The 23,942-nt window shown below is 69.3% G+C and carries 1 protein-coding gene (cut by a window edge); it reads left to right on the top strand.

Annotated elements, in window-relative coordinates:
* A protein-coding gene (locus tag KV110_RS37085; RefSeq protein ID WP_218471782.1) for a non-ribosomal peptide synthase/polyketide synthase crosses the window boundary here: on the top strand, positions 1-23,942 show its 3' portion. It extends 19,807 nt beyond the left edge of the window; only the last 23,942 of its 43,749 coding nucleotides appear in the window; the start codon falls outside the window, past its left edge; its stop codon occupies positions 23,940-23,942.

The following is a 23,942-nucleotide window of genomic DNA, read 5'->3' as shown; positions in this document are numbered from 1 at the left end:
TGGTGCCCGACTTCGTCGCGGCCTGGGGCCAGCGCACCGCCGGGCAGCAACCCGAGCTGGTCGCACCGGCCACCTCGATGCGCGCCTGGGCGCACGCACTCGAACGTGAGGCGCGCAGTGCCGAGCGAGTCGCCGAACTCGACCACTGGCGTTCGGTGGTCGACGCGGCCGACCCGCTGCTGACCGAGCGTCCGATGGACCCGGCGGTCGATACCTCGGGTGTCATCGAGAAGCTGCAGGTCGAGGTGTCCGCCGAGGTCACCAAGGCACTGCTGACCAAGGTGCCCGCGCTGTTCCACGGCGGCGTGAACGACGGTCTGCTCACCGCGCTGGCCCTGGCCACCGCGAAATGGCGGGCGCGCCGGGCCGGTACCCGCGGCGACGATTCACTGTTGATCCGCCTGGAGGGCCACGGCCGCGAAGAGGACATCGTGCCCGGCGCGGATCTGTCCCGCACCGTCGGCTGGTTCACCGCGATCTTCCCGGTCCGCTTCGACCTGTCCGGCATCGACATCGATGCCGCGCTGGCCGGCGGACCCGCGCTCGGCCATGCGGTCAAGGCGATCAAGGAGCAGCTGCTCGCGGTGCCGGACAAGGGCATCGGTTACGGCCTGCTGCGCTACCTGAACCCCGAGACCGCCGCCGAGTTGCCGGTGGAACTGCCCGGCCAGGTGAGCTTCAACTACCTGGGCCGCGTCTCCGAGGGCGATGTTCCGGAGTCGCTGCGCGGCTTCGGCTGGATCCCAGCCGCCGAAATGGGTGCACTGGGTGGGGCCTACGACGCGGACATGCCCGCGATGGCGCCGCTGGATATCAACGCGATCGTGACCGGCGACAAGCTGACCGCGAACATCGGCTACCCGTCGACGCTGCTCGACGCCGCCGCCGTCCGCGAATTCGGTGAGCTGTGGACCACCGCGCTGGAAGCAGTTGCCCGGCACGCCAATTCGACCGGCGCGGGCGGGCACACCCCGTCCGACTTCGCGCTGGTGCGCAGCACACAGAGCGATATCGACGGCTGGGAGCGGCGCTTCCCGAACCTGGCCGACATCTGGCCGCTGTCCGCGCTGCAAGCCGGTTTGCTCTTCCACGCCAGGCTCGCCGCCACCTCGGTGGACGTCTACACCGCGCAGGCGGTGCTGACCCTCACCGGCCGGGTGGACGCGGCCCGGTTGCGTTCGGCCGCACAGGCTTTGGTCGACCGCTACGAGAACCTGCGCACCGCGTTCGTCACCGATCACGACGGCAGCCCGGTGCAGGTGGTGCTGGACAGCGTCCGGGTCGCCTGGTCCGAGCACGACCGGATCGAGCAGGGCCACGGCGATGACCTGATCGCCGCGGACCGCGCGGAGCGCTTCGATCTGGCCGAGCCGCCGCTGATCCGGTTCACGCTGATCCAGGTGGCGCGCGACCGCTGGCAGTTCGTGGTGGCCAACCATCACATCCTGCTCGACGGCTGGTCCATGCCGCTGCTCATGCAGGACCTGCTGGTGCTCTACGCGGCACACGCGGACACCAGCGTGCTGCCCGCCGTCCGGTCCTACCGGCACTTCCTGGAATGGACCGCGCAGCAGGATCATTCGGCCTCGGTGGCCGCGTGGACCGAGGCGTTGCGCGGTGTCACCGAGCCGACGCTGCTGGCCCGCCCGGACGCGGGACGCGAAATCACCTCGCTCGCCGGTGAATACTTCTTCGAGCTCGACGAGTCGGCGACCGAACGGCTCACGACATTGGCCGGTTCGCTGGGCGTCACGCCGAATACCGTGCTGCAGACCGCGTGGGGCATCCTGATCGGCCGGATGACCGGCCGCGACGACGTGCTGTTCGGCACCACGGTGTCCGGGCGTCCCGCGGACCTGTCCGGCGTGGAGTCGATGGTCGGCCTGTTCATCAACACCGTGCCGGTGCGGGTGCGCTTCGACCCGGCGGAGTCCGCGCGGCAGCTGCTGGCCAGGACCCAGGGCGAGCAGGCGGATCTGCTCGATCACCACTACGTCGGTCTCGCGGACATCCAGTCCGCCGCCGGTATCGGTGGACTGTTCGACACGCTGGTGGTGTTCGAGTCCTACCCGGTGGACGCCGAGGGCCTGCAGGAACGCGCCGCGGATATCGACGGCATGGCGGTCGTCGGCCTCGACGCGGCCGATGCCACGCACTACCCGTTGACGCTGATCGCGCAGCTGGATTCGCGACTGCGGATTCGCGCGGGTTACCTGCGGGACCTGTTCGACGAGCAGACCGTGCGGCGCATCGCCGATCGCCTGATCCGGGTGCTGACCGCGATCACCACCGAACCCGCTGTGCCGGTTGGTGATATCGAGCTGCTCGACGCCACCGAGCGTGAGCTTGTGGTGTCCGGCTGGAACGACACCGCGCACGAGGTGGATGCGTCGGCGACCCTGGTCTCGATCTTCTACGAGCAGGCCGCGCGCACGCCCGACGCGACCGCGCTGACCTTCGAGGGGACAAGTCTCTCTTACGACGAGTTCGCCGGACGAGTGAACCAGCTGGCGCGCTGGCTGATCGCGCGCGGCGTCGGCGCGGAATCGTATGTGGCGCTCGGCATGCGGCGTTCGATCGATCTCGTCGTCGGTATGTACGCGGTGGCGGTCGCGGGTGGCGCGTATGTGCCGCTGGATCCGGATCATCCGGCCGAGCGCACCGAATACATTCTGGCCACGGCCGATCCGGTGTGCGTGCTCACCTCGGGTAGCGACCTCGACATCGATACCGCGCAGGTGCGGATCGATCTGCTCGATCTGAGCGGGCTGTCCGAAGCCGAGATCACTGACGCGGACCGCCGGGAACCGTTGCGGCCGTCGAACACCGCGTACGTGATCTTCACCTCCGGTTCCACCGGCCGCCCCAAGGGCGTCGGCGTTTCGCACGCGGCGATCGTCAACCGCCTGGTGTGGATGCAGTCCGCTTACGAGCTGGACGCCACGGACGCCGTACTGCAGAAGACCCCCGCCACCTTCGACGTGTCGGTGTGGGAGTTCTTCTGGCCGTTGCAGATCGGTGCCCGCCTGGTCGTGGCCAAGCCCGACGGACACCGGGACCCGGCGTACCTGGCCGAGGTCATCAGCGCGGAGCGGATCACCGTCACCCACTTCGTGCCGTCGATGCTCGCCGTGTTCGTCGCCGATGCCGCTGCGGCGCAGTGCGATTCGCTGCGCCTGGTGTTCGCCTCCGGTGAGGCGCTGCCGCCGAAGCCCGCGCACCGCCTGCGCGAGCTGACCGGCGCCGCGTTGCACAACCTGTACGGCCCGACCGAGGCCGCGGTCGACGTCACCTTCCACGAGGTCGTCGACACCGATACCGATACCGTCCCGATCGGCGCGCCGGTCTACAACACCCAGGTGTACGTGCTGGATTCGCGGCTGCGGCCGGTTCCGGTCGGCGTCGCGGGTGAGCTGTATCTGGCGGGCACCCAGCTGGCGCGCGGTTATGTCGCCCGTCCGGATCTGACCAGCGACCGATTCGTGGCCAACCCCTCCGGCACCGCTGGCGAGCGGATGTACCGCACCGGTGACCTGGTGGCCTGGACGGCGACCGGTGAGCTGGAGTACTTGGGCCGCACCGACTTCCAGGTGAAGTTGCGTGGTCTGCGCATCGAGCTGGGCGAGATCGAGGCCGCGCTCACCGCGCTGGACGAGGTCGCCCAGTCGGTCGTGGTGGTCCGCGGCGACCAGCACACCGGCGACCAGCTCGTCGCCTATGTCATCGGCGCGCCGAATGTCCGGGTGGACACCGAGCTGCTGCGCGAGGACCTGGCGGAGCGGTTGCCCGCCTACATGGTTCCGTCCGTGGTGATCGTGCTGGACGAGTTCCCACTCAACGCCTCCGGCAAGCTGGATCGCAAGGCGCTGCCCGCGCCGGTGTTCGAGGCCGCGGTGTTCCGGGCGCCGACGACGCCGGTGGAGGAGATCGTCGCGGCCACCTTCGCCGAGGTGCTCGGCCTGGAACGGGTCGGCCTGGACGACGATTTCTTCGCGCTCGGCGGCAACTCGCTCACCGCGACCCAGGTCGCCGCGCGGCTGTCCGCCGCGCTCGACACCGATCTCGGGGTGCGCGAGCTCTTCGAGGCGTCCACGGTGGTCGCGCTCGCGGCCCGCGCGGAGACCCACGCCGGTGCCGGTGCCCGCGCGGCGCTGGTGCCGCAGCAGCGGCCGGAGCTGGTGCCGCTGTCGCTGGCTCAGCAGCGCATGTGGTTCCTCAACCGCTTCGATCCGGACTCGGCGGTGGACAACATCCCGGCCGCGGTGCGGCTGTCCGGCCTGCTGGACCGGCAGGCCCTGCAGATCGCCGTCGCCGACGTGCTGGCCAGGCACGAGTCGCTGCGCACCTTCTACCCGGAGGTCGACGGCGCCGCCCATCAGCAGACCGTCCCGACCGCCAAGGTGATCCCGGATCTCGCGCCCTTCGAGGTGACCGAGGCCGAACTGCCGCAACGGCTTTCCGAGCTGGTGCTGACCGCCTTCGACGTCACCACCGAGGTGCCGTTCCGGGCCCGGCTGTTCGAGATCAGCCCCACCGAGCACGTGTTGGCCCTGGTGGTGCACCACATCTCGGCCGACGGCTTCTCCATGGGCCCGCTGACCCGAGACGTGATGACCGCCTACGGCGCTCGCGTCGAAGGCGGCGAACCCGCCTGGCGGCCACTGGAAGTCCAGTACGCCGACTTCGCGCTGTGGCAGCGCGCGGTACTCGGCGACGAGGACGACCCGGAATCGGTGATCGCCCAGCAGATCGCGTACTGGTCGAACTCGCTGGCCGGGTTGCCCGATCAGCTCGACCTGCCCGCCGACCGGCCGCGGCCCGCGGTCGCCTCCGGCCGCGGTGCGACGCACGAGTTCGAGATCGACGCCGAAACCCACGCCAAGCTCACCGAACTCGCCCGCACCAGGGGCGCGACGCTGTTCATGGTCACGCACACCGCGCTGGCCGTGCTGCTGTCGCGCCTGTCGGGGGAGAGCGACATCGCCATCGGCACGCCGGTCGCCGGGCGTGGCGAGCGTGCCCTCGACGATTTGATCGGCATGTTCGTCAACACCCTGGTGCTGCGGACCCCGATCGACGCCGGTGCGACCTTCACCGATCTGCTGCGTACGGTGCGGGCCACCGACATCGCCGCGTTCGGGCACGCGGACCTGCCGTTCGAGCGGTTGGTCGAGATCCTGAACCCGGCGCGCTCGCAGGCGCGGCATCCGCTGTTCCAGGTGATGCTGTCGTTCCAGAACCTCGGCCAGAACAGTCTCGAGCTGCCCGGCTTGACGGCCAGCGGGGTCGAACTGCCGATCGACACCGCCAAGTTCGACCTGCAGCTGACCCTGTCGGAGAAGAACGCGGGCCGGCCGGCCAACGGCGCTGGCGCGGCTCCGGCTGGCATCAGTGCCGAATTCATCTACGCCACCGACCTTTTCGACCCGGACACGATGGCCGAGCTGGGGCAGCGGTTCAACCGGCTGCTGAAGGCGCTTGCGGCCGAACCGGATCGGCCCATCGGCGATATCGCGCTGCTGGACGAGCGGGAGACCGAGCAGGCGCTGCGCGGCTGGAACGACACCGACCGGGACCTCGGCACGCCGACCACCCTGGTCGCCGAGTTCGCCGCCCAGGCACAGTCCACCCCGGACGCGGTCGCGGTGATCGATCCCGCTACCGGGGACTCGTGGAGCTACGCCGCATTCGGTGCTCGCGTGCACCAGCTGGCGCGCAAGCTGATCGAGGCGGGTGTCGGCCCGGAGACCCTGGTCGCGCTGGGTCTGCGGCGCTCGGTGGACCTGGTCGTCGCCGCCTACGCGGTGCAGGAGGCCGGTGGCGGCTACGTGCCGCTCGACCTCGACCAGCCCGCCGACCGGGTGCACTACGTGCTCGAATCGGCCGATCCGGTCTGCGTGCTGACCACCTCCCGCGACGGTTTCGACGCGGACGGCCGGACCACCCTCTCGATCGACGAGCTGGACCTGTCCGGCTACTCGGACGCCCCGGTGACCGACGCCGAACGGATCGCGCCGCTGCGGCCGGAACATCCGGCGTATGTGATCTTCACGTCCGGCTCCACCGGACGCCCGAAGGGTGTCGCGGTGCCGCACGCCGCCGTCGTCAACCAGATCCGCTGGATCACCGGCGAATACGGTATCGGCGCCGACGATGTGGTGCTGTTCAAGACACCCGCCACCTTCGACGTGTCGGTGTGGGAGCTGTTCGGTCCGATGACCACCGGTGGCCGCATCGTGGTCGCCAGTGCGGATGGGCATCGCGACCCGCAGTACCTCGCGGACGTGATCGCGGCCGAACGCGTCACCATGACCTCGTTCGTGCCGTCGATGCTCACCGTCTTCGCCGGAAACGTCGACGCGACCGGCGGCAGCGCCGCGCTCGCGTCGCTGCGGACGCTGTTCGTCGCCGGTGAGGCCTTCACCGCCGAAGCGGTCGAGGCCATCCGCCAGGTCACCTCGGCCGAGCTGTACAACCTCTACGGCCCAACCGAATTCACCGTGCACGCCACGCACGGGCCGGTCGCCGACGAGGCGGACGGCGCGGTGCCGATCGGGCTGCCGGTCTGGAACGCTCAGGCTTACGTGCTCGACGCACGCCTGCACCCGGTGCCGCCGGGTGTCGCGGGCGAGCTGTACCTCGCGGGCGCGCAGCTGGCGCGTGGCTACTTCGGCCGCGCCGACCTGACCTCGGATCGCTTCGTGGCCAACCCGTTCGGTGCGCCGGGCGCCCGGATGTACCGCACCGGTGACCTCGTCACCCGCGACGACACCGGCGCCATCGAGTACATCGGTCGTACCGACTTCCAGGTGAAGCTGCGCGGCCTGCGGATCGAGCTCGGCGAGATCGAAACCGCGCTCGCCGCACACGATTCGGTGGCTCAGTCCGTCGCCATGGTGCGCTCCGACGCGCACACCGGCGACCAGCTGGTCGGCTATGTCGTGCCGGTCGGCGGCGCGACGGTGGACGTCGACGCGCTCCGGACGCACCTGGCCGCGCGACTGCCTTCGTACATGGTGCCCGCCGCGATCGTGGTGCTCGATGCCATGCCGCTCAACCCGAACGGCAAGCTGGATCGGCGCGCGCTGCCCGAACCCGCCTTCGAGGCACGGGAATTCCGCGCACCGTCCACCCCGGTCGAAGAGATCGTGGCCAATACCTTCGCCGAGGTGCTCGGCCTCACCGACACCGACGGCGAGCGCGCCGTCGGCCTGGACGACGACTTCTTCGAGCTGGGCGGCAACTCGCTCATCGCCACCCAGGTGGTCGCCCGCCTCGGTGCCGCGCTTGACACCCGCATCCCGGTGCGGATGCTGTTCGAGGCGCCGACGGTCGCCGCGCTGGCCGCGCGGATGGAAACACACCAGGGCACCGGGCGCCGCCGCGAACTCGTCGCGGGCCCGCGTCCCGCCCGCATTCCGTTGTCGCTGGCGCAGCAGCGGATGTGGTTCCTCAACCGGTTCGACAACCAGACCGCGGTCAACAACATCCCGCTCGCCGTCCGGCTGACCGGCTCGCTCGACACCGACGCGCTGGCCATGGCCGTCGCCGACGTGGTCGACCGGCACGAGGTGCTGCGCACCGTCTACCCGGAAACCGCCGACGGTCAAGGTGTTCAGGTCGTGCTGCCCGCCGGGCAGGAAATCGAGCTGACCCCGATCGAGGTGTCCGAGACCGAAATCCAGGACCGGGTCAGCGAATTGGTGCTGACCGGCTTCGACGTCACCACCGAGGTGCCGGTGCGGGCCCAGCTGTTCCGCGTCGCGGGCTCGATGGACGGCTCGCAGCCCGACACCCATGTGCTGGTGTTCGTGGTGCACCACATTTCCGGTGACGGCTGGTCGGTACGGCCGCTGGCCCGCGACGTGATGGTGGCCTACGCGGCCCGCTCGCGCGGCGAGGCCCCGGCCTGGGCGCCGTTGCCGGTGCAGTACGCCGACTACGCGCTGTGGCAGCGGGAAACCCTTGGCTCCGAAGACGATCCGACCTCGCTGATCGCCCAGCAGGTCGCCTACTGGTCCGACAGCCTGGCCGGGCTGCCCGACCAGCTGGACCTGCCGTCGGACCGCTCGCGGCCCGCCGTCGCGTCGAATCGCGGTGGGGTCTACGAGTTCTCGCTCGACGCGCAGCTGGTGCGTGACCTGAACGCGCTCGCCAGACAGCATGGCGCGAGCCTGTTCATGGTGGTGCACGCCGCGTTCGCCGCGCTGCTGGCGCGGTTGTCCGGCAGCGACGACATCGCCATCGGCACCGCCGTGGCCGGTCGTGGTGAGGCCGTGCTCGACGACGCCATCGGCATGTTCGTCAATACGCTCGTCCTGCGCAGCACGGTCGACCCGGCCGAGCCGTTCGCCGAGCTGATCGCGCGCACCAAGGACCGCGACCTCGCCGCCTTCGGGCACGCGGACCTGCCGTTCGAGCGGCTGGTGGAGATCCTGAACCCGGCCCGCTCGCAGGCGCGGCACCCGCTGTTCCAGGTGATGCTGTCGTTCCAGAACACCGGGGAAGCCTCGTTCGAGCTGCCCGGTCTCGAGGTCGCCGGTGTCCCGCTCGACGTGGTGACGGCCAAGTTCGACCTGCACCTGAGCCTGTCCGACCGGCTCGACGCCGAGGGCTCCGCCGACGGCATGACCGCCGAATTCGCCTACGCGACCGACATGTTCGACGCGAATACGATCGCGGGCGTCGCGGATCGCCTCGTCCGGTTGCTGACCGTCGTCGTCGCGGATCCGACCGCGGTGATCGGCGATGTCGAGCTGCTGGATTCGGCCGAGCACGCCCAGGTGGTCGCGCGCTGGAACGACACCGCGCACCCGATGGACGACACCGCGACTCTGGTGTCGATGTTCGAGGCGCAGGCGGCCCGGACACCCGATGCGACCGCGTTGACGTTCGAGGGGACGAGTCTGTCCTACGCCGAGTTCGCCGCCAGGGTGAACCGGCTTGCCCGCCACCTCATCTCGCTGGGCGTCGGCCCGGATTCCATGGTCGCCCTCGGTATGCGCCGATCGGTCGAGCTGGTTGTAGGTATGTACGCGGTCAGCGTCGCCGGTGGTGCGTACGTGCCGCTGGATCCGGATCATCCGGCCGACCGCACCCGCTACGTGCTCGACACCGCCGAGCCGGTGTGCGTGCTGACGACCACGCGGGACCGGTTCGACGCGGGGAAGACCGCCGTCGTCGAGATCGACCGGGTCGAGCTGTCGAAGTACTCGGACGCACCGGTGCTCGACATGGATCGTCGTGCGCCGCTGCGCCCGTCGAACACCGCGTACGTGATCTTCACCTCCGGTTCGACCGGCCGCCCGAAGGGTGTGGCGGTCAGCCATGCGGCGATCGTCAACCGTCTGGTGTGGATGCAGGCCGAGTACGGCTTGGACGGCACCGATGTGGTGTTGCAGAAGACTCCGGCCACCTTCGACGTGTCGGTGTGGGAGTTCTTCTGGCCCTTGCAGATCGGTGCCCGCCTGGTGGTCGCGAAGCCGGACGGTCATCGCGATCCCGGTTACCTCATCCAGGTCATCACCGCCGAAGAGGTCACCACCGCGCACTTCGTGCCATCGATGCTGTCGGTGTTCGTCGCCGAGCAGCGCGCGGACGAATGCACCAGCCTGATCAACGTTTTCGCCTCCGGCGAGGCGCTGCCCGCCGCCACCGCGCAGCGGATGCAGGAACTGACCGGTGCGCGTCTGCACAACCTGTACGGCCCGACCGAGGCCGCGGTCGACGTCACCTACCACGAGGTGACCGAAGCCGACACCGTGTCCGTGCCGATCGGCGCCCCGGTGTTCAACACCCAGGTGTACGTGCTGGATTCGCGTCTGCACCCGGTGCCGGTGGGTGTCGCGGGTGAGCTGTACCTCGCGGGTGTGCAGCTGGCGCGCGGTTATGTCGCGCGGCCGGAATTGACCGCGGATCGGTTCGTGGCTAACCCGTTCGGCGCGGACGGCGAGCGCATGTACCGCACCGGTGACCTCGTCACCTGGACTCCGGCCGGTGAACTGGAGTACCTGGGTCGCACCGACTTCCAGGTCAAGCTGCGCGGTTTGCGCATCGAGCTCGGCGAAATCGAATCCGCGCTCACCGCATTGGATTCCATCGCCCAGGCCGTGGTGATTGTGCGCTCGGACGACCGCCTCGGCGATCAGCTGGTCGGGTATGTCGTGCCGACCAGCGGCCACGCGATCGACATCGATGGCGTGCGCGCCGAACTCGGTGGCGAGCTGCCCGCGTACATGGTGCCCTCGGCGTTCGTGGTGCTGGAGGAGTTCCCGCTCAACGCCTCCGGCAAGCTGGATCGTAAGGCGCTGCCCGCGCCGGTGTTCGAGGCGAAGGTGTTCCGCGCCCCGGCCACCCCGATCGAGGAGATCGTCGCGGGCACCTTCGGCGACGTGCTCGGCGTCGCCAGGGTCGGCCTGGACGACGACTTCTTCGAACTCGGTGGCAACTCGCTGCTGGCCACCCAGGTGACCGCGCGGCTGGGTGCCGCGCTGGACACCCAGCTGGCGGTCCGCGACCTGTTCGAGGCGTCCACCGTGGCGGCGCTGGCCACCCAGGTCGAGCGCAACGCGGGCTCAGGCAGGCACCGGCCCAAGCTGGAGACCGGCGAGCGTCCGGCGCGGATCCCGCTTTCGCCCGCGCAGCAGCGCTACTGGTTCCTCAACCAGTTCGACACCGCGACCTCGGCGGTCGACAACATTCCGCTCGCGGTGCGGCTGTCGGGCACCCTCGATGTCGCCGCGCTGGAGCAGGCGATCGGTGACGTGTTCGCCCGCCACGAAGTGCTGCGCACCACCTACCCGCGCTCCGCGGAAGGCCCGCACCAGGTGATCCGGCCCGCGGCGGAATCCGCGGCCGCGCTCACCCCGGTCGACGTCACCGAGGACGATCTGCTCAACGCGGTCATCGCCTTCGCGCTGACCACCTTCGACGTCACCGTCGAGGTGCCGTTGGCGGTGGCGCTGTTCCGGATCGCGCCGGACGAGCACGTGCTCGCCTTCACCGTGCACCACGTGGCCGCGGACGGTTCGTCGATGGGCCCGCTGGCCCGCGATGTGATGGCCGCGTACGTGGCCCGCGTGCAAGGCGAAGTGCCGCAGTGGGTTCCGCTGCCGGTGCAGTACGCCGACTACGCGCTCTGGCAGCGTGCGGTGCTCGGTTCCGAAGACGATCCGGAATCGCTGGCCGCCCAGCAGGTCGCCTATTGGAGGACCGCGCTCGCCGAGCTGCCCGATCAGCTGGAGCTACCCGCCGACCGGCCACGCCCGCCCGCGCAGTCGTTCCAGGGCAAGGCGATTCGCTTCGAGATCTCGCCGGAGCGGCACGCCCGCCTGCACGAACTGGCTCGCGCCAACAACGCGTCGCTGTTCATGGTGGTGCACGCCGCGCTGGCAGTGCTGCTGTCGCGGTTGTCCGGCACCGACGACATCGCGGTCGGCACCCCGATCGCGGGCCGCGGTGAACGCGAACTCGACGACCTGATCGGCATGTTCGTCAACACCCTGGTGTTCCGCACCAGGGTCGCGCCGGGCGACCGTTTCGCCGACCTGCTCGCCGATGTCAAGGAACGCGACCTCGAGGCGTTCGCCAACGCCGACGTGCCGTTCGAGCGGCTGGTCGAGGTACTCAACCCGGTCCGCTCCACCGCGCGCAACCCGCTGTTCCAGGTGGGTCTGTCGTTCCAGAACCTGGCCGAGACCACCTTCGAGCTGCCCGGTCTTTCGGTGAGCGCGGTCAACTTCGACTCGCAGCTGGCCAAGACCGACCTGCACGTCACGCTGTACGACCGGTACGCCGAGGACGGGACGCCCGCCGAGATCATCACCGAATTCGGTTACGCCGTCGACCTGTTCGACGAGGACACGGTGCAGGGCTTCGCCGACCGGTTCGTGCGCGTGCTCGACGCCGTGGTCGCCGACGCCACCATGCCGGTGGGCGAGATCGATCTGCTCGCCGAGGACGAGCAGACCCGCATCCTCACCACGTGGAACGACACCGCGCACGAGGTCGACACCACCGCGACGCTGGTGTCGCTGCTCGATGCCACGGTCGCGGCGACACCGGACGCGGTCGCGCTCGTCGCCGACGATCCGACCGGCCAGCAGGAGCTCACCTACGCCGAACTGGACAACCGGGTGAACCGCCTTGCCCGCTACCTGATCGAGCGCGGCGTCGGCCCGGAGGACCGGGTGGCGCTGGCCATCCGCCGGTCCACCGATCTCGTGGTCGCCATGTACGCCGTCGCGAAAACCGGTGCGGCGTATGTGCCCATCGATCCGGACCAGCCCGCCGAGCGGACCGACTACATCCTCGGCACCGCGGCACCGGTCTGCGTGCTGACCACCGGCCGCGACGGATTCCGCACCGCCACCGCCGAAACTGTGCAGCTCGACGCGCTCGACCTGACCGGTTTCGCGGCCCGCCCGGTGACCGCGGGCGAACGCCGCGCAGCGCTGACCCCGGCGAACACCGCGTACGTGATCTTCACGTCCGGTTCGACCGGCCAGCCGAAGGGTGTCGCCGTACCGCACGCCGCGATTGTCAACCAGTTGCAGTGGGAGATCGCGACATTCGGGCTCGGCGCGGACGACGCGATCCTGCTGAAGACCGCCGCGACGTTCGACCTGTCGGTGTGGGAGTTCTGGACCGCGGCCGGATCGGGTGGCCGCCTGGTCATCTCGGCGGCCGACGGCCACCGTGATCCGGCCTACCTCAACGAGCTGATGCGCGGCACCGGGGTGACCACGCTGCATGTGGTGCCGTCGATGCTGGACGCGCTGCTCACCGAATCCGCTGGCCGCCTGACGCATTCGCTGCGTCGGGTGCTCGCCATCGGTGAGGCGCTGCCCGCGGCGACCGCGCAGCGGTTCCGCCGCGCCAACTCCGCCGAACTCTTCAACCTGTACGGCCCGACCGAGGCCGCGGTGTCGATCACCAGCCACCTGGTCACCGATGCCGACCAGATCGCGGTGTCGATCGGCGCGCCGGAATGGAACAGCCGGGTCTACGTGCTCGACACCAGGCTGCGGCCGGTCCCGGCCGGTGTATCCGGCGAGTTGTACCTGGCCGGTGCGCAATTGGCGCGCGGTTACTTCGGCAAGCCCGAGCTGACCGCCGACCGGTTCGTCGCCGACCCGTTCGGCGCACCGGGCGAGCGCATGTACCGCACCGGCGACCTGGTGGCCTGGAATGCTGCCGGGGAGCTGGACTACCGCGGCCGCACCGACTTCCAGGTGAAGATCCGCGGCTTCCGCATCGAGCTCGGTGAAATCGAGGCCGCGCTGCTGCGGCAGTCCGCGATCACCGCGGCCGCGGTGCTCGCGCACACCGATCCGAGCATCGGCGACCGGCTGGTCGCCTACGTCGTGCCGCGGGCGGGTCAGCTCGACAAGCGCGCACTGCAGACCGCGCTGGCCGCGGAGCTGCCGTCGTACATGGTGCCGTCGGTACTCGTCGAGCTCGACGCGCTGCCGCTGAACGCCAACGGCAAGCTCGACCGGAAGGCGTTGCCGCAGCCCACCTTCGAGAAGGCGGTGTTCCGCGCGCCCACGACGCCGATCGAGCAGATCGTGGCGAACACCTTCGCCGACGTGCTGCGGCTTTCGGATCGCGAAGGGACCGAATCGAAACGACTCGGTCTGGACGACGACTTCTTCGCCTGGGGCGGTAACTCGCTGCTGGCGACCCAGGTCGCGGCTCGGCTCGGTGAGGCACTGAACACCCGCGTGCCGGTCCGGTTGCTGTTCGAGGCCTCGACCGTCGCCGCGCTGGCCGTTCGGGTCGAGCAGCACGCCGACGCCGGTGGCCGCAAGGCGCTGACCGCGGGGCCACGCCCGGAACACATTCCGCTGTCGCTCGCGCAGCAGCGCATGTGGTTCCTCAACCGGTTCGACACCCAGTCTGCGGCGTACAACGTGCCGATCGCGGTGCGGCTCACCGGTGCCCTCGACGTGGCCGCCCTGCGCGCCGCGATCGCGGACCTGGTCAGCAGGCACGAGATCCTGCGCACCATCTACCCGCAGACCGACAGCGGTCCGGTGCAGGTGATCCTGCCGCCCGCGCAGGCCGTGCCGCGCCTGGAAGTGCGCGTGGTCGCACCGGCCGACATCGAATCCGCCGTGGTGGCACTGACATCGACGATGTTCGACGTCACCTCCGAGGTGCCGATGAAGGTCGCGCTGTTCCAGATCGCCGGCGACACCGCGGGTACGGCGGCAGCCGAAGACGCCACGGCGGGTTCGGTCGCGCCGGATGTGGAATACGTGCTGGCGATGGTGGTGCACCACATCTCCGGTGACGGCTCCTCGGTCGGCCCGCTGACCCGTGACCTGATGATCGCCTACGCCGCGCGTTCGGCCGGCGAGGCGCCGAACTGGGCGCCGCTCGAGGTGCAGTACGCCGACTACAGCATCTGGCAGCGCGAGCTGCTCGGCAGCGAAGACGACCCGGAGTCGCTGGCGTCCAAGCAGGTCGCCTACTGGCGGCAGGCGCTGGCGGACCTGCCGGACCAGCTCGATCTGCCGTCGGACCGTCCGCGCCCCGCGGTGCAGTCGTTCGCCGGTGGCAAGGTCGAACTGCGCATCGACGCCGAGACGCACCAGGCCTTGATCGAGCTGGCCCGTACCGAGGGCGCGACGCTGTTCATGGTCGTGCACACCGCGCTCGCGGTGCTGCTGGCCCGCCTGTCGGGCACCGACGACATCGCGATCGGCACGCCGATGGCGGGTCGTGGCGAGGCCGTCCTGGACGACCTGATCGGCATGTTCGTCAACACGCTGGTGTTCCGCACCAGGGTCGACGCTGGCGTGGCGTTCACCGAACTGCTCGCGCGGCAACGCGAGATCGACATCCAGGCCTTCGCGAATGCCGATGTGCCATTCGAACGACTCGTCGAGGTGCTCAACCCGGTCCGGTCCACCGCGCGGCATCCGCTGTTCCAGGTGGGTCTGTCGTTCCAGAACCTGGCCCAGGCCGGGCTGGAACTGCCGGGCCTGACAGTGTCCGGGCTCGACATCGATACCGAGCTCTCTCAGTTCGATCTGCACCTGATCGCGACCGACCGCTACGGTGACGCGGGCGAGCCCGAGGGCATCACCGGGTTCTTCACCTACGCCACCGATATGTTCGACCGGGATACGGTGCAGGGCTTCGTCGATCGGTTCGCCCGCCTGCTCGGTGAGATCATCGCCGCGCCGCGCACCGCGGTCGGCGATATCGAACTGCTCGACGCTGCGGAGCGCAACCAGCTGGTGGTCGGGCGCAATGCGACCGACTACGTGGTGGATTCGTCGGCGACGCTGGTGTCGCTGCTCGATGCCTCGGTCGCGGCCGGACCGAAGGAAGTCGCGCTGGTCACCGAGGACGGTGCGTCGGTCACCTACGGTGATCTCGATGGTCGCGTGAATCGTCTTGCCCGGCATCTGATTTCGATGGGTGTGGGTCCGGAGTCGCGGGTGGCGCTCGCTATCCGCCGCTCGGTGGATCTGATTGTGGCGATGTATGCGGTGGCGAAGTCCGGTGGTGCGTATGTGCCGGTGGATCCGGATCAGGGTGCTGAGCGGACCAGCTACATCCTTGAAACCGCTGCGCCGGTGTGTGTGCTGACCAACGCGGATGCTGAGTTTGATACTGATGTCGCGCCGGTGGTGCGGTTGGACGAGCTCGATCTCGAGGGTCTGGACAAGTCTCCGGTCACCGATGCTGATCGGGTTGCGCCGCTGCGTCCGGCGAATACCGCGTATGTGATTTTCACGTCGGGTTCGACTGGTCGCCCGAAGGGTGTGGCGGTGTCGCATGGGGCGATTGCGAATCAGTTGCAGTGGAAGGTGACCGAGTTCGGTCTCGATGCTGCTGATGCGGTTTTGTTGAAGACGGCGGCGACGTTCGATTTGTCGGTGTGGGAGTTCTGGTCGGCTGCGGTGTGTGGTGGTCGTTTGGTGATTGCGGCGCCTGATGGTCATCGGGATCCGGCGTATCTCAACGAGTTGATGGCTCGCGAGTGGGTCACCACGCTGCATGTGGTCCCGTCGATGCTCGATGCGCTCACTGCGGGCGATTTCCCGAACTCGCTGTGGCGGGTGCTGGCGATCGGTGAGGCACTGCCCGGTGCGCTGGCACAGCGCTTCGTGCGTGAGCACTCGCGGACCGAACTGTTCAATCTTTACGGCCCGACCGAGGCCGCGGTGTCCATCACCAGCCATCGGGTGAGCAGGGCGGACGAAACCTCCGTCGCCATCGGCCTGCCCGAATGGAACAGCCAGGTCTACGTGCTGGATTCGCGGCTGCGGCCGGTTCCGGACGGCGTGGCGGGCGAGCTCTACCTCGCAGGTGCGCAGTTGGCGCGTGGCTACTTCGGTCGTGCGGATTTGACGGCGGATCGGTTTGTGGCCAATCCGTTCCGGGCTGGTGCGCGGATGTATCGCACTGGTGATTTGGTGGCGTGGAACGCTTCTGGTGAGTTGGAGTACCGGGGTCGTACCGACTTCCAGGTCAAGATCCGTGGTTTCCGTATCGAGCTCGGCGAGATCGAGGCCGCGCTGCTGGCGTTGCCCGAGATCGCGCAGACCGCGGTCATCGCCAAGTCGGACCCGCGCACCGGCGACCGCCTTGTCGCCTACCTGGTCTGCGCGACGAATGCCGATGTCGATGTCGCGCAGGTGAAGTCGGCGCTGGGCGCTGCGTTGCCGTCGTACATGGTGCCGTCGGCGTTTGTGGTGCTGGATGCGTTGCCGTTGAACGTGAATGGCAAGTTGGATCGTAAGGCGTTGCCGGAGCCGGAGTTCGAGGCTCAGGTGTTCCGTGCGCCCTCGACCCCGATCGAGGAGATCGTGGCGTCGGTGTTCGCCGAGGTCCTCGGTGTCGAGCGGGTCGGTGCCGACGACGACTTCTTCGGTCTCGGTGGTAACTCGCTGCTGGCGACTCAGGTCGCGGCTCGGATCGGTGCCGCGCTCGACGCACGAGTGCCGGTGCGCGCGCTGTTCGAGGCGTCGACTGTCGCCGGTCTGGCCGTGAAGGTCGAGCAGCACGCCGGTGCCGGTGGCCGCCGCGCCCTGGTGGCAGGCCCGCGCCCGGAACAGGTTCCGCTGTCGCTCGCCCAGCAGCGCATGTGGTTCCTCAACCAGTTCGATACCGCCTCGGCCGTCAACAACATCCCGGTCGCGGTGCGGCTCACCGGCGACCTCGATGTCGGCGCGCTGCAAGCCGCCGTCGCGGATGTCATCAGCAGGCACGAGACACTGCGCACCGTCTACCCGGAGCAGGGCCGCGCCGCGACCCAGGTCATCATGCCCGCCGAACAGGCCGTGCCGGACCTGACGCCGGAAACCGTTGCCGCCGAAGACATCCGTCAGCGGATCATCGACGTGGTCACCGCCGGATTCGACGTCACCGCCGAAGTTCCGTTGCGGGCCAAGCTGTTCCGGGTCACCGACAGCGAATACGTGCTCGTGTTCGTTGTCCATCACATCAGCGCCGACGGCTGGTCGATGGGCCCGCTGACCCGCGACGTGATGCTCGCCTACGCGGCCCGCTCCGCCGGGGTGCCCCCGGGCTGGGCGCCGCTGCCGGTGCAGTACGCGGACTTCAGCCTCTGGCAGCGCGACGTGCTCGGCTCGGAGACCGATCCGGCGAGCCTGATCTCCCAGCAGGCCGAGTACTGGCGCACCGCGCTGGCCGGGCTGCCGGACGAGCTGAACCTGCCCGCCGACCGGACCAGGCCGACGACACAGTCGTTCGCCGGTGGGCGTGTGGTGTTCCCGATCGACGGCGAGCTGCACCGACGGCTCACCGAGATCGCGCGGGAGCAGAACGCGACCATGTTCATGCTCGTGCACGCGGCGCTCGCGCTGTTCCTGGCGCGGATGTCCGGCACCGACGACATCGCCATCGGCACCCCGGTGGCCGGTCGTGGCGAGGCCGAACTCGACGACGTGATCGGCATGTTCGTCAACACGCTGGTGCTGCGCTCGCACGTGGAAGGCGACCTGACCTTCGGCGAACTGCTCGCGCGGACCAAGGACGCCGACCTGCAGGCCTTCGCGCACGCGGACCTGCCGTTCGAGCGGCTCGTCGAACTGCTCAACCCGGAGCGCTCGACCGCGCGGCACCCGCTGTTCCAGGTGGCGCTGTCGTTCGAGAACCTGCCGGAGACCAGCTTCGAACTGCCCGGATTGCACGTCGGGGCGGTCGATTTCGATGTCGACACGGCGAAGTTCGATCTGTCGCTGACGATTCGTGAGGCGGCCGCTGGCGCCGCCGACGGCGCGGGCATGTACGCCGAGTTCTCCTTCGCCCGTGACCTGTTCGACGACGCCACCGTCGAGGTGTTCGCCCAGCGGTTCACCAGGCTGCTCGACGCGATCGCCACCGACCGGGCCACCCCGATCGGTGACCTGCCGCTGCTCGACGAGGCCGAGTACGACCTGCTGACGCACGTGCACGGCGAGGACGTGATGGCCACCGGGCTGCTGCCGGACCTGCTCGCGCGGGGCGCGCGGCTGGACCCGGAGCAGATCGCGGTTCGCTACCAGGGTCGCTCGATCACCTACCGCGAGCTCGACGAGTACTCGTCGCGGCTGGCGCGGGTGCTGATCGATCGCGGTGTCGGTCCGGAACGCATTGTGGCGCTGTCCTTCCCGCGTTCCTACGAAATGGTCGCGGCGTTCTGGGCGGTGGCGAAGGCCGGTGGCGCGCACGTGCCGATCGACCCGACCTACCCCGAAGACCGGATGCGGCACATGGTCAACGACTCCGGCGCGGTCATCGGTATCACCGCGAGCGAGTACGTGGATCGCCTGCCGCGCGACGTCGAATGGCTGCGGCTGGACGACCCCGCGCTGGGTGAGCTGATCGAAGCCGAGTCCCCGGCGCCGGTGACCGACGCGGATCGGATCTCCTCGCTGGCCATGCGGCACCCGGTGTATGTCATCTACACCTCGGGTTCGACCGGTATGCCCAAGGGCGTCACCGTGACCCACGCGGGCATGGGCGGCCTGGTCGGTGTCGCCACCGACCTGTACCACCTCGAGGCGCACCACCGGTTCCTGCACATCTGCTCGCCGAGCTTCGACCCGTCGGTGCTCGAATGGCTGTGTGCCGCCTACACCGGTGCGACGCTGGTGATCGTGCCGTCGAACATCATCGGCGGACCGGAGCTGGCCGAGCTGCTGCGCACCGAGCGGGTGACGCACACGATCATCACCCCCGCGGTGCTCGGCACGGTGGATCCGGCGGGCATGGAGGCGCTCGAAGTCGCTTCCGTCGGTGGCGATGTCACCACGCCGGAACTGCTGGCCAAGTGGCAGCCGGGCCGGAAGTACTTCAACGCCTACGGTCCGACCGAGACGACGATCATCTCGTCCTACGCCAGCCTGACCCCGGGACGGCACATCACCATCGGCCTTCCGGTGCGCGGCATGTCGGCGCTGGTGCTCGACTCGCGGCTCAACCCGGTGCCGCCTGGTGTCGCGGGTGAGCTCTACCTCGCCGGTGGCGCGGTGGCGCGTGGCTACCACAACCGTCCCGACCTCACCGCGGAACGATTCGTCGCCAACCCGTGGAGCAACGAGGGTGCGCGGATGTACCGCACCGGTGACGTGGTGCGCTGGTTCGCCGAGCCGGGCGAGCGCGCGGGTAACGCCGCCGTGCCCGAGGTGCGGTGGGAACTGGACTACGTGGGCCGCTCGGACTTCCAGGTGAAGATCCGCGGCTTCCGCATCGAGCTCGGCGAGATCGACACCGTGCTCGCCGGTCACGAGGACGTCGAGTTCGCGATCACGCTCGGCAAGCAGACTGCGGCGGGTGCGACGATCCTGGTGTCCTATGTGCTCGCGGTGCCCGGCCACGAGATCGACACGGTCTCCCTCGGCGAGCACGCCGCGCGGAGTCTGCCGCCGCACATGGTGCCGTCGGCGATCGTGGTGCTGGACGAGATCCCGCTGACCCCGGTCGGCAAGCTCGATCGCAAGGCGCTGCCCGAGCCGGTGCTCGCGCCGCGCGAGTTCCGCGCGCCCGCCAGCGAGATCGAGGCAATCATCGCCGAGGTGTTCGCCGAGGTGCTTGGTGTCGAGCAGATCGGTTTGGACGACTCGTTCTTCGCGCTCGGCGGCGACAGCATCCTGTCCATCCAGCTGGTGTCGCGGGCCAAGGCGCGCGGCGTGGTGTTCTCCCCGCGTGACGTGTTCGAGCGGCGCAGCGTCGCCTCACTCGCCGAAATCGCCACGCTCGGTGCGGGTGCCGAACAGGTGAAGCTGGAAGAGCTGCCCGGTGGCGGGGTCGGCGAGATACCGCTGACGCCGATCATGACGCAGATCCTGTCGAGTGGCTCGTCCTACGAACGCTTCTCGCAGACGATGGCGCTGCGCCTGCCGGACGGTATCGACCGGGAGACGCTGGTCGCGACCATCGGGGCGGTCTTCGATCACCACGATGTGCTGCGGACGCGGTTGCGCCGCACGGCATCCGAGCGCTCGGACGGTGGCGACCGGTGGCAGTTCGAGGCGTTGGCGCCCGGTGCGGTCGACGTGGATGCCATGGTGCATCGGGTCGAGCTGGCCGCCGACGTCGACGACGCGGAGCTGCGCCGGGTCGGTAGCGAAGCGTTCGACGCCGCGCTCGGCCGGTTGGATCCGGCGAATGCGGTGATGGCGCAGTTCATCTGGTTCGCGTTCGAGGGCGAGCGCCGTGATGTGCTGCTCATCGTCGCGCACCACTTCGTCGTGGACGGTGTGTCCTGGCGCATTCTGATTCCGGACTTCGCGGTCGCCTGGTCGCAGCTGGCCGCCGGTCAGCAGGTCGCGTTGCCCGCCAACGGAACCTCGATGCGGCGCTGGGCGCACAGCCTGGTCGAGGCCGCCTCGTCGCCCGAGCGGCTCGCGGAACTGCCGTTCTGGCAGCAGGTTTCGACGACACCGGACCCGCTGCTCGGTGCCCGGCCGTTCGATCCGAAGGTGGACACCTTCGCCACCGTCGAGCGGGTCGAGGTCACGCTGCCCGCCGAGGTCACCGACGCGGTGCTCACCGCGATCCCCGGCCTCTACCGCGGCGGCGTGAACGACGGGCTGCTGTCCGCGCTGGCCATGGCGGTCGCGCGCTGGCGAGGTGCGGGTTCGGCGGCACTGGCCCACCCGTCGCCCGACCACCGCCCCTCATCGAGTCGCTACGCGACGCTGATCAAGCTCGAAGGTCACGGCCGGGAAGAAGAGGTCGTGCCCGGTGCGGATCTTTCGCGCACCGTCGGCTGGTTCACCACGGCTTACCCGGTGCGACTCGACCTGGGCGACAACGATCTGACCGATGCCTTCGCCGGTGGCGCCGCGCTGGGTGAGATCGTGAAGTCGGTCAAGGAGCAGCTGCTCGCGGTGCCGGACAAGGGCCTCGGTTATGGGCTGCTGCGCCACTTGAATTCGGCGACCGGTCAGCGCTTGCGCGACGCGGGCCAGATCAGCTTCAACTATCTGGGCCGGATGTCGGCCGGGGAGATCCCCGAGCAGCTCGCCGAAATCGGTTGGGTGCCGGTCGCCGACCTCGGCCAGCTCGACGGCGACATGGACCTGGACATGCCCGCCAACGCGACGATCGACATCAACGCGATCGTCACCGACGGAGCCGACGGTCCGGAGTTGGGTGCGGCGTTCGCCTTCCCGTCCGGGTTGTTGACGCGGGAACAGGTGCAGGAGTTCGCCGACCTCTGGGTCGCGGCGCTCACCGCGCTGGCCACCCATGCGCGGCGGCCGGACGCGGGCGGCTTCACGCCGTCGGACATGCCGCTGGTGCGGGTCGGCCAGACCGATATCGAGCTGTGGGAACGGAACTACCCGGCGCTGGCCGAGGTGTGGCCGCTCTCGCCGCTGCAGTCCGGTCTGCTCTTCCACGCGATGATGACTCAGGCGACGGTCGACGTGTACACCATGCAGGCCGTAGTCGACCTCGGCGGTGCGCTGGATGTCGAGCGGCTGCGCGCGGCCGCGCAGGGCATCATCGATCGTTACCCGAACCTGCGCACCGCGTTCGTCACCGACTCCGAGGGGCAGGCCGTGCAGGTCGTGCTCGACCGGATCGAGGCGCCGTGGCGCGAGGTGGATCTGACCGAGTTGCCCGCCGAGCAGCGGACCGCCGAACTGCGCAGGCAGGTCGCGGCCGATCAGGCGACGCACTTCGACATGGCGGTGCCGCCGTTGCTGCGGTTCACGCTGTTCCGCACCGACGCGGCACAGTGGCACCTGGCGATCACCACCCACCACATCCTGTTGGACGGCTGGTCGATGCCGCTGCTCATGCGGGATCTGCTGGTGCTGTACGCGGTTCGCGGCGATCAGAGCGCGCTGCCGCGGGTGGCTTCCTACCGCAACTTCCTCGGCTGGCTGGCCGGGCGGGACCGCGCGGCATCGCTGCGGGCGTGGGCGACCGCGCTCGACGGTGTCAACGAGCCGACACAGCTTGCGCCGCAACCACGTTCGGCCGAGCAGTACGAGATCGGCAAGCTGATCACCGAGCTGGACGAGGACCGCACGCGGCAACTCACCAAGCACGCCGCCGAACTCGGCGTCACGGTGAACACGCTGGTGCAGGCGGCCTGGGGCATCCTGCTCGGACGGCTCACCGGCCGCGGCGATGTCGTGTTCGGCGCCACCGTGTCCGGACGGCCCGCCGAGCTGCCCGGCGTCGAATCGATGGTCGGCCTGTTCATCAACACCCTGCCGGTGCGGTTGCGGATCGATGATCGCCAGACCATCGGCAAGCTGCTGGAGCGGTTGCAGCACGACCAGGCGGACCTGCTCGAGCACCACTACGTGGGGCTCACCGACATCCAGCGGGTGGCGGGCACCGGATCGCTGTTCGACACGCTGCTGGTGTTCGAGTCGTATCCGATGGACAAGGAGGCCATTTCGGCCGCCAGCTCCATCGACGGCATGTCGGTGACCGGTGTCGGCGTCAACGACGCGACCCACTACCCGCTGACGCTGCTGGTGACCGCCGAGTCGACGATCGAGCTGACGCTCAAGTATCTTGGCAGCCGGTTCACCGCGGACGAGGTGGAGACTTTGTCCGCGCGACTGATCCGGGTGCTGGAAGCGCTGCTCGGCGATCCGGACGGACTCGTCGGCGACATCGACATCCTCGATGCCGGTGAACGGGCCCGTCTGCTGGTCGAATCCGGCATCACGGCAACCGTTTCCGCGCCGGAGCCGACCGGCCGGGTCGGCGCGCACACGGTCGCCAAGTTGCTCGCCGAGGTGGTCGAGGAAGATCCGGAAGCGCCCGCGCTGCTCGCCGACGGCGACGAAATCGCCTACCACGTACTGGATCGACGCTCCTCGCAGTTGGCGCGGGTGCTCATCGATCGCGGTGCGGGACCGGGCGATATCGTCGCGATGGCGCTGCCGCCCACGGTGGACGCGGTCATCGCGGCCTGGGCGGTGCAGAAGGCCGGTGCGGCACTGCTGTTCGCCGGTGATCTGTCCGCGGAAGACATGGCCGCCGCCGGAGCGACATTCGGCATTACTCCGAACCCGGTGCCGGACAGCGCGATCCGCTGGCTGGTCCCGTCGGAGCCGAAGACGCAGGCCGAGCTGGCCGCGGCCCCGGCGCACCCGGTCTCCTACGCCGATCGGGTCCGCCCGCTCGGCGAGGACCACCCGGCCTTCGTCGTCCCGGCGGGCGACGGAGTCCTCGCGATCACCCAGACCGAGGCGCTCGCCCAGGCCGAACACGTCAGGGAGGAGTACGGCATCGACTACGAGTCGACCACGTACACCGCGTCCGTCTCCGGCCGCGCCGCCATGCTCGAGTTCCTGGCCGCGGCCACGGCAGGCGCTCTCTCGGTCCTCCCGACCGGCGACATCGCCAGCGACCTGTCCGACGGCGAGGTCACCCACTGGTTCGTCACCCCCGCCGACGCAACCGACGTGGCGGACGACGAGGTCAAGATCGTGATCGCGGAATAG

It is taken from the genome of Nocardia iowensis, from assembly GCF_019222765.1.
GTDB classification, from domain to species: Bacteria; Actinomycetota; Actinomycetes; order Mycobacteriales; family Mycobacteriaceae; genus Nocardia; species Nocardia iowensis.
The sequence above is the reverse complement of the archived record's forward strand: the minus strand, read 5'-3'. Positions and strand labels throughout refer to the sequence as shown.